Annotated in this window: 13 protein-coding genes and 1 pseudogene; 4 read left to right on the plus strand and 10 right to left on the minus strand. The window is 68.8% G+C overall.

The genetic code is table 11. The annotated features are described in order from the left end of the window. Positions 1–27 precede the first annotated feature (27 nt). The 3 genes from MPLG2_RS06800 to priA are packed head-to-tail and all read right to left on the minus strand — an operon-like array spanning position 28 to position 2556. Entirely contained in the window at positions 28–792 is a 765-nt protein-coding gene (locus tag MPLG2_RS06800; RefSeq protein WP_105185473.1) for a YebC/PmpR family DNA-binding transcriptional regulator, read from the minus strand. Further along, complete coding sequence (locus MPLG2_RS06805; protein ID WP_158680932.1) at positions 793–1797, minus strand: GNAT family N-acetyltransferase; 1005 nt, start codon at positions 1795–1797, stop codon at positions 793–795. A 24-nt stretch (positions 1798–1821) separates the two neighbouring features. Further along, positions 1822–2556 (minus strand): bifunctional 1-(5-phosphoribosyl)-5-((5-phosphoribosylamino)methylideneamino)imidazole-4-carboxamide isomerase/phosphoribosylanthranilate isomerase PriA, encoded by a 735-nt coding sequence (priA, locus tag MPLG2_RS06810; RefSeq protein WP_105185475.1) that lies wholly within the window; start codon positions 2554–2556, stop codon positions 1822–1824. Positions 2557–2608: 52 nt separating this feature from the next. Here priA and MPLG2_RS18365 point away from each other — a divergent pair, with 52 nt between their 5' ends. Then, positions 2609–2782, plus strand: a complete 174-nt coding sequence (locus tag MPLG2_RS18365; protein ID WP_158680933.1) for a hypothetical protein — start codon at positions 2609–2611, stop codon at positions 2780–2782. Here MPLG2_RS18365 and MPLG2_RS06815 read toward each other — a convergent pair whose 3' ends face one another. The 5 genes and pseudogenes from MPLG2_RS06815 to hisD form a co-directional block, all read right to left on the minus strand. Next, positions 2783–3808 carry a serine hydrolase domain-containing protein gene (locus MPLG2_RS06815; RefSeq protein ID WP_105185476.1) on the minus strand — a complete coding sequence of 342 codons (1026 nt, stop codon included), beginning with the start codon at positions 3806–3808 and terminating at the stop codon, positions 2783–2785. A gap of 245 nt (positions 3809–4053) precedes the next feature. Continuing rightward, positions 4054–4680, minus strand: coding sequence for an imidazole glycerol phosphate synthase subunit HisH (gene hisH / locus MPLG2_RS06820; RefSeq protein ID WP_105185477.1), 627 nt, complete (start codon positions 4678–4680; stop codon positions 4054–4056). Further along, positions 4677–5291 (minus strand): imidazoleglycerol-phosphate dehydratase HisB, encoded by a 615-nt coding sequence (hisB, locus tag MPLG2_RS06825; RefSeq protein WP_105185478.1) that lies wholly within the window; start codon positions 5289–5291, stop codon positions 4677–4679. Before hisB ends, hisH begins: the two co-directional genes overlap by 4 nt. Continuing rightward, complete coding sequence (locus MPLG2_RS06830; RefSeq protein ID WP_105185479.1) at positions 5288–6382, minus strand: histidinol-phosphate transaminase; 1095 nt, start codon at positions 6380–6382, stop codon at positions 5288–5290. Before MPLG2_RS06830 ends, hisB begins: the two co-directional genes overlap by 4 nt. 116 nt (positions 6383–6498) lie before the next feature. Further along, positions 6499–7791, minus strand: a pseudogene (gene hisD, locus MPLG2_RS06835) (histidinol dehydrogenase); the annotation flags it as partial. 227 nt (positions 7792–8018) lie between these two features. On the opposite strand from hisD, the gene MPLG2_RS06840 reads away from it, so the two are divergent. After that, entirely contained in the window at positions 8019–8384 is a 366-nt protein-coding gene (locus MPLG2_RS06840; RefSeq protein ID WP_231935983.1) for an FKBP-type peptidyl-prolyl cis-trans isomerase, read from the plus strand. A gap of 24 nt (positions 8385–8408) precedes the next feature. Here MPLG2_RS06840 and MPLG2_RS06845 read toward each other — a convergent pair whose 3' ends face one another. Beyond that, complete coding sequence (locus MPLG2_RS06845) at positions 8409–9812, minus strand: pyridoxal-dependent decarboxylase (protein WP_105185481.1); 1404 nt, start codon at positions 9810–9812, stop codon at positions 8409–8411. 186 nt (positions 9813–9998) lie between these two features. Here MPLG2_RS06845 and ybaK point away from each other — a divergent pair, with 186 nt between their 5' ends. Beyond that, on the plus strand, positions 9999–10496 hold the full coding sequence (ybaK, locus tag MPLG2_RS06850) for a Cys-tRNA(Pro) deacylase (protein ID WP_105185482.1): 498 nt from the start codon (positions 9999–10001) through the stop codon (positions 10494–10496). Between the two features lie 228 nt (positions 10497–10724). Beyond that, a complete protein-coding gene (locus MPLG2_RS06855) occupies positions 10725–11552 on the plus strand; it encodes a DUF4097 family beta strand repeat-containing protein (protein WP_105185483.1) in 828 nt (275 codons plus the stop codon). An 18-nt stretch (positions 11553–11570) separates the two neighbouring features. Here the strand turns inward: MPLG2_RS06855 and MPLG2_RS06860 are convergent, their stop codons facing one another. Beyond that, entirely contained in the window at positions 11571–12677 is a 1107-nt protein-coding gene (locus tag MPLG2_RS06860) for a pyridoxal phosphate-dependent aminotransferase (RefSeq protein ID WP_105185484.1), read from the minus strand. Between the last annotated feature and the right edge of the window lie 5 nt (positions 12678–12682).

Here is a 12682-nt window from a genome sequence, read left to right on the forward strand (position 1 = left end):
CCCTGGTCTCGACAAGCTCGACCGGCGTTACTCCAGCTCGGCCAGTACCGCTTCGGGGACGTCCTCGTTGCTGTAGACGGTCTGCACGTCGTCGACGTCTTCTATCGCATCAAGCAGCCTGAACAGCTTCTCGGCGGCCTCTTTCGCGTCGATTGAGGTGGTGTACTGAGGCACGAACTGCACCTCGGCCGACTCGTAGTCGTAGCCCGCGGACTGCACCGCCTTGCGCACGTCCACCACCACGCTGGGGTCTGAGATCACCCGCAGCGTCTCGCCCTCGTCGGACACGTCCTCGGGGTCGGCGTCCAACGTCGCCTCGAGCAGGTCGTCTTCTTCGACGTTCTTGCCGCCCTGGCTCTTGGCCACCTCGACGATGCCCTTGCGGTCGAAGATGCGTGACACCGAGCCGACGTCGGCCATGGTGCCGCCGTTGCGGGTGACCGCCACCTTCACGTCGGAGGCCGAGCGGTTGCGGTTGTCGGTGAGGCACTCGATGAGAATCGCCACGCCGCCGGGCCCGTACGCCTCATACATGATCTCGGTGTAGTCGACCTGCTCGCCGCCCACGCCCGACCCGCGCTTGACGGCGCGGTCGATGTTGTCGTTGGGCACCGAGTTCTTCTTGGCCTTTTGAATGGCGTCGTACAGGGTCGGGTTTCCGCCGGGGTCACCGCCGCCGACGCGCGCCGCCACCTCGATCTTCTTGATCAGGTTGGCGAACAGCTTCCCGCGCTTGGCGTCGATCGCCGCCTTCTTGTGCTTGGTGGTGGCCCACTTGGAATGCCCGCTCATCTACGCTCCATCTGCCTCGTCTGCTTGCGCGGAAAGGATTGTACCGAGGCTCACGTGCTTGACGTACCAGACCATTGTGTCGACCGGTTGGTAGCCGAGCGCGAGGTAGGGCCGCGCCCCCTGGTCACTGTCGGTTTCGACTCCGATGCCGGCCTGGCTCAACCCCGCCGTCCGAAACGACTCGTGACTGCGTGCCAGCAACGCCTTGAACATTCCGCGATTGCGCCACTGGGGTTGCGCCCCGAGGTATTCGGTCCAGCCGGACGTCTCCCCCGCCAGGTCCATCACACCGTTGAGCACCCAGCCGACCGGCTGCGATCCGTCCAGCGCCACCCACGACAGGTCATCGCGAATGCCGGCGGCTTTCAGACCCCATGCCCAGGCGTCCGCGTCGAGCTCGTCCGAAGGCAGGCTGAGCGTCTGGTTGTACAACAACCGGACGGGTTCGCTCCACGCAGCATCGAACGGCACGAACGTGATACCTGGCAGTTCGCCGGGCAGAATCGAGTCGAGCGGGCGTCGCATGGCGTGGTACCAACGTTGCGGGGGAAAGCCCTTGCTGGGCAGCAGTTCGGCCATCAGGTGATTGTTGGACGACGTCACCACGACCAGCTGCAGCGGGACAGTGGTGTCGTCGTTCTGTTCGAGGTACCACTCGATCGCCCGCTCGCTCTCCCAGTCGAGCAGGGTGGGCTGTACTCCCTCGTGCCGCCAGGCGGGATGGCAGCCGCCGTGCAGGTACACCTGGCCCCCCGATTCTCCAGGGGCCGGGGGCTGCAGCCAGCCATAGGCGATCAGGGTTCCGCTGGGCTTGCGCAACACCACACCGTTGCCGCTGACCGCCTCGGGATCGTCGGCCAATGCCACGGTGAGGGCGGACAGGTCGTGGTGGTGGGTGGCGTCACCCAAGTACTCTTCGGCCGCGATCAGGTTCTGGATCTCGGGCAGATCGTGAACGGTCAGCCGGTGCCACGTGCAGCCGTGGCTCATGGCCGGTGTGGGCATCATCGCCTCCTGGTTCGTCCCAACTTAGTGGGTTTCGCCGGCTGCGACAGCCAATGCCTCGGGCAGGGTGAAGTTGCCCACGTACAGCGCGGTGCCGACGATGGCGCCGGTGACCCCGGACGCCACCAACTCGCGCAGGGCACGCAGATCGTCGAGCTGCGCAATACCGCCCGAGGCGATCACCTGCGCGTCGGTGCGGGTGGCGACGTCGCGCAGTAGGTCGAGGTTGGGCCCGGTGAGCATGCCGTCGGACTTGACGTCGGTGACCACGAAGGTGGCGCAGCCGGCAGCAGTGAGCCGGTCGACGGCCTCGGCCCAGTCGCCGCCCTCGCGCACCCAGCCACGGGCGGCCAGTTTGGTGCCCTTGACGTCGATGGCGATGCCGATGCGGTCGCCGTGTTCGGCGATGATGCGCTCGCACCACGCCGGATTTTCGAGCGCGGCGGTGCCGATGTTGACCCGGCGGCACCCGGTGGCCAAAGCGCGTTCGAGGCTCGCGTCGTCGCGAAGACCGCCCGACAGTTCGACGTTCAGGTGCAGCTGCTCGGTGATCGTGGCGATCACGTCGGCGTTCGAACCCCGCCCGAACGCGGCGTCGAGGTCGACCAGATGCAGCCACTGGGCACCCGCGTGCTGCCAGCGCAGCGCGGCGGCGAGCGGGTCGCCGAACACCTTTTCAGAGCCGGCGACGCCCTGGGTGAGTTGAACCGCCTGGCCGTTTTGAACGTCGACGGCGGGCAGCAGGGTCAATGCGGTCACGAAGCCCGAGCCTAACCTGCCGTGCGAGACCTGCCGCGGGTAGCGTCCGCTCGTGGACCAGCAAGTGAGTGAACTGACCGCCGCCGAGGTGGCGTGGCTGGACGAACTGCTCGGCGGGCTTCGTGGCGACGGCGTCGACCCACTCGATCTGGACGCACTGACCCGCTACTACGACCAGGGTTACGCATCCTGGCAGGCGTCCGGTGGGCTGCTCACCCGACGCTGATCAGCCGTCGGTGGGCTCGTCGTCGTCCGGGTCTCCCGATCCGGTGCCGGTCAGCTCGCGCAGCACCGTCCACATCGGCCAGGCACCTTCTGAGTCGTTCGACAGCACGGTCATGGTGAAGTCGGCCGCCGGGTCGTGTTCGCTCACCATCGACACCCCGGCGTCGGCGCCGATCATCTGCACGACCCCCGGCCTGGGCAGCCACACGCCAAGGCCGTAGTCGTCGTCAGGGTCGTTGCCGGGGGGACTCGTGCCCATCAGTTGCACCAGGTCGGCCGGCACGATGCGTCCGGCTGCCAGAGCTGTCCAGAAGGTGCGCAGGTCGGCGGCTGTGGTGTACGAGCCGCCGTCGGGGGCACCCACGATCGGCAGGTGCAACACGTTGGTGCGGGTGGCGTCGGGGAAGAGATACCCGACCGCGGCGTCGCCCGGCAGATCGTCGCTACGCAGAAAATCGGTGCGGGTCAGTCCGGCCGGTTCGAACACCCGTTGCCGAACCAGGTCGTGGTAGCCGACGCCTGAGGCGCGCTGGGCGAGCAGTCCCAGCAGCACGAAGCCCGAGTTGTTGTAGAAGAACTCGGTGCCCGGTTCGGCCTGCATGGGCCGGTCGATAACCGACAGGTAGTCCTCGGGGCTCTCGTAGCTGTGGGGTGCGCCGGGCAGCAGATGAACATCGACCTCCGCGTCGTCGTCGATGCCCTCACCCACACCCGAGGTGTGGCTGAGCAGCCGGCGCAGCGTGACACCGTCGCTGATCTGGGGCAGGTCGTCGCCCAGCCAACGTCGCGCCGGGTCGTCCAGGCCCATCGTGCCGTCGGCGACCAGGCTGAGCACCGCCAGAGCGGTGAAGGTCTTCGTTCCCGAGGCCATGCCGAAGCGGGTGTCGGGGGTGTTCGGCAGATTGTGCGCCCGGTCGGCCAAGCCGAAGGCGAGTTCAGTGACGGTGCCCGCCTCGTCGATGCGCACCACCCCACTGAATCCCTGCTCGTGCGCGGCCAGGGTGAGAGCGGCGGTCGGATCATCCATAGGTTAAGTGTCCGCACGGTTGGGTTGCGGGGCAACCGTCTGAAATCCGCAGGCGACCGATCCCGACACGCCGCGCTGGGGGCAACCGGGCCACGGTCACCAGGACGATTTCAGAAAAGGCCGCTTGCAGCCGAGGGTGCTGGGCGAGAACGAGGGTTTTCTGAGAACGTCCTGGTGACCGGAACGCGTACGTGCGCCTGCCGGCGTGTCGCCGGCGGTCGCCTGCGGATTTCAGAACAACCGCGTCAGCCCAGGGTGGCGATCCAGTTACGCAGCAGCGCCGCACCCGCCTGGCCCGACTTCTCGGGGTGAAACTGCGTGCTCGACAGAGCGCCGACCTCGACCCCGGCCACGAAACGGTCGCCGTCGTGGTCGGCCCAGGTGACCCGCGCGTCGTTCGGCAACCTGTCGGCGGCCCGCACCGCATAGCTGTGCACGAAGTAGAACCGCTCCCCCGCCAGGCCGGCGAACAGGGTGGTCGACGGCGGCGGCTCGACGGTGTTCCAGCCCATGTGCGGCAGGCGTTCACACCGCAGTCGCTCGACCACACCGGGCAGAATGCCGACGCCGGCGGTGTCGAGCCCGTGCTCGACGCCATGGCCGAACATCACCTGATGCCCCACGCAGATGCCGAGCACCGGACGTCCGTCGTCCAGCCGGGAGCGGATCAGTTCTGGCCCGCCGACGGCGCGCAGGCCGTCCATACAGGCGGCGAAGGCGCCGACGCCGGGCACCACCAGGCCGTCGGCGTTCAGCGCCGCGTCCGCGTCCGCGGTGAGTGTGACGTCAGCCCCGGCAGCCACCAGGGCCCGGGTGGCCGAGTGCAGGTTGCCCGAGCCGTAGTCGAGAACGACCACGAGGGGCTTGGTCACAACGAGCCCTTGGTGGACGGAATCGCGTCGGCCACCCGCGGGTCGATCGCTACCGCGATGCGCAACGCCCGGGCGACGGCCTTGAACTGGGCTTCGACGATGTGGTGCGGGTCGCGTCCGGCCAGTAGCCGCAGGTGCAGGCAGATGCCGGCGTTGATCGCCAGCGACTGCATCAGGTGATAGGTCATCGAGCCGGCATAGGGCACCCCCGAGCCGCCGATCAGCGCGTAGACCTGACCCTCGGGTTCGCCCTCACACACCACGTAGGGACGGCCCGCCACGTCGACCACGGCGTGCGCCAGCGCCTCGTCGAGCGGCACGGTGGCGTCGCCGAACCGCACGATGCCGCGCTTGTCGCCCAGCGCCTCGCGCAGCGCCTGACCGATCACGATCGCGGTGTCTTCGATCGAGTGGTGGCCGTCGATGTGCAAATCACCGGTGGTGGTCACCTCAAGGTCGATGAGCGAGTGCTTTGCCAGGGCGGTGAGCATGTGGTCGTAGAACCCAACGCCGGTGCTGATGGTCGAGGCACCCGTGCCGTCGAGGTTCAGCGCCACGCGCACGGTCGACTCGCTGGTGGACCGCTCCACCACTGCGGTGCGTGCCGTCATCGAACCTCCTTCAGCACCTCGGCCAGGGCCGCGTAGAACGCCTCGGTCTCGTCGGGCGTGCCCACCGAAACCCGTAGCCAACCCTGCGGCCCGGTTTCACGAACGAGCACGCCGCGATCAAGCAGGCGTTGCCACACATCATGCCGGTCGGCGAACGGGCCGAACAAACAGAAGTTGGCGTCAGAGTCGATCACCTCGACCCCTAGTTGAGGCAGCCGTACGAGCATCTCGTCGCGGGTGCGACGCAACTGGTCGACCTGACCGAGCAGATGGTCGGCGTGCCGCAGCGCCACTTCGGCCACCAGTTGGGTTTGGGACGACAGGTGATAGGGCAGGCGCACGATGCGACAGGCGTCCACGATCGCAGGGGCGGCGGCGAGGTAGCCGACCCGCCCCCCGGCCAGGGCGAACGCCTTGCTCATGGTGCGGCTGACGATCAGGTTGCCGTAGCTCGGCAGCAGGGTGAGCGCGGTGTTCTCGGGGTGTTTGCTGAACTCCTGGTAGGCCTCGTCGATCACCACGATCGCGTCGGTGCCCTGCAGCACCGCCTCGGTGACGGACAGCGGCGTCGGGGTGCCGGTGGGGTTGTTGGGCGTGGTGATGATCACCACGTCGGCGTCGTGCTCGGCGATGGCGGCCAGCACCAGATCGGCGTCGAGGGTGAAGTCGGGGTGCCGAGGCGCAGTGACGTAACGGGTGTGGGTGTTGCGGGCGTACTCGGGGTACATCGAGTACGTGGGAGTGAAGGCGAGCAGGGTGCGTCCGGGCCCTGCGAAGGCACCCAGAATGTGCGTCATCACCTCGTTGGAGCCGTTGGCGGCCCACACGTTGTCGAGGTCGAGTCCGTGCCCGAGGTACCGCGCCAAGGCGCAGCGCAGCCGCTTGGCCTCGCGGTCGGGGTAGCGGTTGAAGGCTGTGGCGGCCGCGGTGAGAGTGGCGGCCATGTCAGCGGCGATCTCGGCGCTGGGTGCGAACGGGTTCTCGTTCACGTTGAGTTGCACGTCAACCGCCAACTGCGGCGCGCCGTAGGGCTCTTCGCCGATCAGTTCCGGACGCAACGGCAGGTCCGCGAGGCTCGGATCGGGCCTCATCGACCGGCTCCTTCGGCACGCGTGATGCCCACAGGCGCACCCGTCATCCCGGCGGACGCCGGGATCTCAGACGACGGGTTCGAGATTCCGGCGTTCGCAGAAACGACGTGAGCGGCTGACCGCCGCACCGTCACCGCCGCACCGTGCGCCGGCAGGTTCTCGGCCTCGGCGAACGTCTCGACGGTCGTCGCGACGGCCAGCAGGGCGTCTCGGCTGTAGTCGATGACGTGCACGTGCTTGAGAAAGCTGTTCACGTTCAGCCCTGAGCTGTGGCAGGCGCAGCCCGCGGTGGGCAGCACGTGGGTGCTGCCCGCGCTGTAGTCGCCCAGCGACACCGGGGACCAGGGGCCGACGAAGACGGCGCCCGCGTTGCGCACCCGTGCCGCTACGGCCCGGGCGTCGCGGGTGTGAATCTCGAGGTGCTCGGCGGCGTAGGCGTTCACCACATCGAGGCCCTGGTCGAGGTCGTCCACCAGCACGATCGCCGATTGGGCGCCGGCCAGCGCGGTGCGAATGCGGTCGGCGTGCCGGGTGGCCGCGACCTGCGGTTCGAGTTCGGCTCGGACGCTCTCGGCCAGCGACAGCGAGTCGGTGACCAGTACCGCCCCGGCCATGGGGTCGTGCTCGGCCTGGCTGATCAGGTCGGCGGCGACGAACCGCGGGTCGGCGGAGCCGTCGGCAAGAATGGCGATCTCGGTGGGTCCGGCCTCGGAATCGATGCCCACCTTGCCGCGCAGCAACCGTTTGGCGGCCACGACGTAGATGTTGCCGGGGCCGGTGACCATGTCGACCGGTGCGCAGAGGTCCGGCACTCCGTGGGCGAACATGGCGATCGCCTGAGCGCCGCCCACGGCGTACACCTCGGTGACCCCCAGCAGCGCGCATACGGCCAAGATGGTCGGGTGCGGAAGGGCGTCGAACTCGGCCTGCGGCGGCGACGCGACCGCGATGGATGGCACCCCGGCCACCTGTGCCGGAATCACGTTCATCAGCACGGAAGACGCCAGCGGTGCGAGCCCGCCCGGCACGTACAGCCCCACCCGATCGACCGGCACGGCCAGCGACTCGACCACCGCCCCAGGGGCGGGCTCGGTACGCAGCGACTCGGCGCGGGCCTCGACCTCGGCCACCGCGCGGCGCCGGCGAATCGACTCGGTCAATGCGGCGCGAAGTTCTGGTGTGAGCGCCTGCTCGGCCGCGGCGATCGCCTCGGCGGGCACCCTGAGCGAGGCGGGCACGCAGCCGTCGAAGCGGGCGCTGAGCTCAGCGATGGCGTCCGCGCCGCGCTCAGCCACGGCGTCGCAGATCGGACGCACCCGCTCGACCGCATGCTCGACGTCCATCGGGGCCCGAGGAACGACGGTGCGGTAGTCCGGCGTGCTGCCACGCAGGTCAAGGGTGCGAATCACCCGCACGATTGTACGGACGTCTCGCCACCCCGAGGACCGGGTCTTGCCTGGGCGCCGCGCTGAGCGGAATGGGCGGGGTCTCAGATCCAGATCAGGAACCGTCCCCCTTGAGCCAGAACAAGAACCGTCCCCTGAGCCAAAACAAGAACCGTCCCCGACTCCTGCTGACCTCGCATGGCCGAGCCGCGGTGTTGTCAGGGCCGTGTGCAAAGGTTGAGCCCATGAGCATGGAGAAACCTGAGATCGACTTTCCCGGCGAAGCGCCCGACGACATGGTGATCGACGACATCGTGGTGGGCACGGGCGACGAGGCCAAAGCCGGCGACACCGTCATCGTGCACTACGTGGGCGTGGCGCATTCGAGCGGCGAAGAGTTCGACGCGTCGTACAACCGGCAAGAGCCGCTGCGGTTCCGGCTGGGCATCGGTCAGGTGATCAGCGGCTGGGACCAGGGCGTGGTCGGCATGAAGGTTGGTGGACGGCGCCAACTCACCATTCCGCCGCACCTGGGCTACGGCGACCGCGGGGCCGGCGGCGTGATCAAGCCAGGCGAAACGCTGATCTTCGTGGTCGACCTGCTCGGCGTGCGCTGATCGATGCCGGGGTTGGTTGGGTGATCAGGACGCCAACCGCTGCAGTAGCGCCCAGCCGTCACGCACGTCGGCCATCCGCGTGGTGCGGGCACCGATCGAGAACCGCAGCACGACGCGGCCATCGAGCACGGTGCGGGTGAACAGCACCTGGCCGGTCGCGTTCGCTGCCGATATCAGGGCGGCAGTCGCCTCGTCGCCGTCGCGCAGCGCCAGGCACAGCAGGTTGAGTGGGTGCGGTGCCAACACCTCGAACCTGTCATCGTCAGCCACCCACTCGGCCAACTGCTGCGTCCACGCCACGTGGTCGCGAATCATCGCCTGCGCCGGCGCCACCCCGTCGGTGCGCAGGGTGAACCACAACTTCAGCGCTCTGAACCGCCTGCCCAGCGGCACCTGCCAGTCGCGGTAGTCGATGACTGCACCGGCTTCGGCGGCGGCCGTGCGCAGGTACTCGGGCAGAATGCTCAGGGCACCGAGCAGGCTGATCCGGTCGGCGGTGTAGAACAGGTTGCAGTCGAAGGTGATGCCCATCCACTTGTGCGGGTTGGTGCCGTAGCTGTCGGCGAGTTCGACGCCCTCGTTCAGCCAGCGCAGCTCGGGGCACAGGGTGGCGATGCCGGCCATCGCCGCGTCGACGTGCAGCCACACGCCCTCGGCCCGAGCCACCTCGGCGACCGCCCGCACGGGGTCGATCGCCAGCGAGTTGGTGGTGCCGACGGTGGCGCACACCCAGAACGGCACCAGGCCGGCGGCCCGGTCGGCGGCGATGAGGTCGGCGAGCGCGTCCGGCCGCATGGCGAAGTTCTCGTCGTGCGGCACCACCCGCAAGTGGTCGGTACCGATGCCGGCGATGCGCAGGCCCTTCTCGACCGACGAATGCGCTTGTGACGTTGCGTACGCGACCAGCCGGGTGGTGTCGGAGTCGATGTTCACCGCCCCTTCGGTCGCCCGCCACCGGGCAGCCAGAATCGAGGTCAGGGTGGCCTCGCTGGCCGAGCCCTGAATCACGCCCCCGCCGGCCTCGCTGGTGCTGCGAAAGGCGTCGGGCAGGCCCAGCAGGTCGATCATCCAGTCCATCATGCGGGTCTCGACCTCTGTGACGGCCGGGCTCGTGGCCCAACTCATGCCCTGCACACCCAGGCCGGCTGACACGAGTTCGGCCAGGATCGCCGGGTAGGTGGTGTTGGCCGGAAACCAGGCGAAGAAGCCGGGGTGCTGCCAGTTGGTGAGGCCTGGCACCACCACCCTGTCGAGGTCGGCGAAGAGGGCCTCGAAGCCGTCCGGTTCGCCCGGGTGCTCGGGCAGCAGGGCGGCGATCTCGCCCGGCGCCACTGTGGACTCGACGGGCAGCGACTCGACCCGGCTGTGGTAGTCGATGATCCACTCGATGAGCCGATGACCGTGAGCTCGAAACTCGTCCGCCTGCACCTGCCCAACCTAGTGGTGTTTCTCCTCGATGGCTGACCGTTTCGCGGCACCTGAGCACGCACCTCGCGGGGTCTCCCCGGTCGAGATACGACCCGGTATCCCTGCATCGTCGCCTTGCGAAGCACGAACTCAACCACCAAACGGCTAGCCACTACAGAGACACTCCACTGGCGATAACGTGGCCGGGTGGCAGGCAAACCGGCGGGTGGCGGCACTCCCGCGACCGACGCGCTGACCGCCGCCGGCGTCCCTTTCACCCTGCACCCCTACACCCACCACGACGACAGTCGCGACTACGGCGCTGAAGCCGCTCGCGAGCTCGGTGTGGACGAACTGCAGATCTTCAAGACTCTGGTGGTCGACGTCGGGATCGGACGATCCCCGCTCGCGGTCGGCATCGTGCCGGTCGCGGCGCAGCTCGACCTGAAGGCGTTCGCCACCGCGGTGGGGGCCAAGAAGGCGACGATGGCAAAGCCGGCCGACGCGGCCCGCAGTTCGGGCTACGTGGTCGGCGGCATCTCGCCGATCGCTCAGAAGGCTCCGCTGCCCACCGTGCTCGACGAGACCGCCCAACTGTTCGACACCGTCTTCGTCTCTGCCGGACGGCGTGGGCTGCAGGTGGAGCTCGCCCCGGCCGACCTGCTGGCGATCACCGGAGCAACCTGGGGCGACATCGCCCGCTGAGGCCGAGGGAGCGCTCTGGGCTCGACGACCTCGGGGTCTGGCGCCGCCAACCGAGATCCCGGCGTCCGCCGGGACGACAGAAATCGCGCGTTCGAACCGAACGCAGCCCTGACGGATAGCGCCCCCGTTGTCGGCCTCAGGGCTCTCCCCCATTGCCGCCCCAACATGTCGGCGGCGCCTCGTTGGCCGCGCGCGCCGGGCATACAGTGAGGCAACTTCGCGGAAGGCATGACGATGACGCTCCCCAACAAGCCCGCCGACCAGGCCCAACCCGAGTTTCCGCTCTACGACCCGACGGCTCACGCTGACGCCGACATCGACAACCCGCCACCAGAACTCGCGACGGCGCTCACGCCCCCCGCACCCGTACCACCGGCCCAGCGAGGGGTGTCGCGGCGCAGAATGCTATGGCTGGGCGCCGCTGGTATCGCCGCCGTGGGCGTGGCCATGGCCGGCAACAACGCCTTCGGCCCGCGCCGAGGGGGTACGTTCACGATTCCGGCGTCCGCCAAGGTGCTCGTGATCACCACCGAGAGCGGCGACGTGCAACTGCGCGCGGCCGTGGGCACGCCGGTGGGCGAGTGGTCCGACAAGCTCGCGCCGGGCGCCCAGACGCCCACCGTCATCATGGACGGTGACACCGCCCGCATCTCGGGCGATGGCCGCACCGACCTCACACTCGGCGTGGCGCAGGGCGTCGAGGTGCGGGTCGAGACCCGCAGCGGCGACGTCACCGGCAGCGACCTCACCGCAGCCGGGGTGACTGTTCAGACCGCCAGTGGTGACGTGCAGTTGAGGCTCAGCAGCGCCGGCGGGCAGGTGACGGTCAGCACCGCGTCCGGCGATGTGCAGGTGCGGCTGAGTGGTGCCCCCGAGGGCGTCACGGTCAGCACGGCGTCCGGCGACGTGAGCATCACGCTGCCGCAACCGACCGGCGGTGACGGCTACCTGGTGACCACGCAGACCGCCTCGGGCGACGTGGACGCCATCGCCTCCGACGGCCGTCGTCCGGTGACGGTGACCACTGCCAGTGGCGACATCAGCGTGCAGTACTGAGCGTTCCCGACAGGCGGATCAGCCCACGTAGCGCACCAGTCGATCGAGCCCCTCGTTGAGCTCGTCGGCGGTGCCGCAGAACGACAACCGCATGAACCTGCGCCCCTGCACCGGGTCGAAGTCGATGCCCGGAGTGAGCGCCACGCCCGTTTCGGCGAGCACCTGCGCGCACCACGCCTGCGAGTCGTCGGTCAGGTGCCCGATGTCGCACCAGGCGTAGAAGGCGCCGTCGGGCGGGGCGAAGCTGGTGATGCCCAGCTCGGGCAGCCGGGCCAGCAGCAGGTCGCGGTTGGCCGCGTAGCGGCGCACGTGCCCGTCCAACTCGGCGCGTGCGTCCGGCCCGAAGGCAGCCACGCCGGCCGCCTGCGAGATCGCCGGAGCGCAGATGGCCAGGTTGCCCTGCAGCAACTCGACCGGTCTGCGCAAGGCGTCCGGCACGAGCAGCCAGCCGACCCGCCAGCCCGTCATCGACTGGTACTTGCTCAGCGACCCCACCACCACCGACTCGCGGCCGAACTGCCAGGCGCTGTCGGTGGGCCGGTCGAAGCTGATGCCGTGGTAGATCTCGTCACTGATCAGCAGCACATCGTTGGCCTCACACCACGCGCTGATCGCCGCGAGCTCGGAACGTTCGATGATCGTTCCGGTCGGGTTGGCCGGGCTGGCGATGACCAAACCCGACGGCTTCTCGGGTAGGCCCTCCAGCATCGCCACGGTCGGCTGGTAGCGCACCTCGGGCCCGCAGTCGAGTTCGAGCAGCCGGCAGCCGAGGCTGACGATGTCGTTGCGATAGGCCGGGTACCCCGGACGGGTGATCGCCACCAGGTCGCCGGCATCGAACGCCGCCAGCAGGGTGAGCAGAAAACCCCCGGACGATCCCGTCGTCACGATCACCTGATCGGGGTCGACCTCGATCCGGTACTGATCGGCGTAGTGACCGGCGATCGCCGTGCGCAGGGCCAGTGTGCCGACGGCCTCGGTGTAGCCGAGCGTGTCGGTGTTCAGGGCGTCGGCCGCGGCGCTCAGCACCACCTGCGTTGCCGGAGTCGACGGCTGCCCCACGCAGAGCAGTACGACGTCGTCGTGGGTGCGGCGACGCTGGGCGACGGCCTTGAGCACCTCCATCACAT

Source organism: Micropruina glycogenica (assembly GCF_900289045.1).
Lineage (GTDB): Bacteria > Actinomycetota > Actinomycetes > Propionibacteriales > Propionibacteriaceae > Micropruina > Micropruina glycogenica.

Bases quoted from the DNA above. Each gene is read 5' to 3' on its own strand.
- MPLG2_RS06800 (WP_105185473.1), bottom strand. From the start codon at position 792: ATGAGCGGGCATTCCAAGTGGGCCACCACCAAGCACAAGAAGGCGGCG.
- MPLG2_RS06805 (WP_158680932.1), bottom strand. From the start codon at position 1,797: ATGCCCACACCGGCCATGAGCCACGGCTGCACGTGGCACCGGCTGACC.
- MPLG2_RS06815 (WP_105185476.1), bottom strand. From the start codon at position 3,808: ATGGATGATCCGACCGCCGCTCTCACCCTGGCCGCGCACGAGCAGGGA.
- hisB (WP_105185478.1), bottom strand. From the start codon at position 5,291: ATGACGGCACGCACCGCAGTGGTGGAGCGGTCCACCAGCGAGTCGACC.
- MPLG2_RS06830 (WP_105185479.1), bottom strand. From the start codon at position 6,382: ATGAGGCCCGATCCGAGCCTCGCGGACCTGCCGTTGCGTCCGGAACTG.
- MPLG2_RS06840 (WP_231935983.1), top strand. From the start codon at position 8,019: ATGGAGAAACCTGAGATCGACTTTCCCGGCGAAGCGCCCGACGACATG.
- MPLG2_RS06855 (WP_105185483.1), top strand. From the start codon at position 10,725: ATGACGATGACGCTCCCCAACAAGCCCGCCGACCAGGCCCAACCCGAG.
- MPLG2_RS06860 (WP_105185484.1), bottom strand. From the start codon at position 12,677: ATGGAGGTGCTCAAGGCCGTCGCCCAGCGTCGCCGCACCCACGACGAC.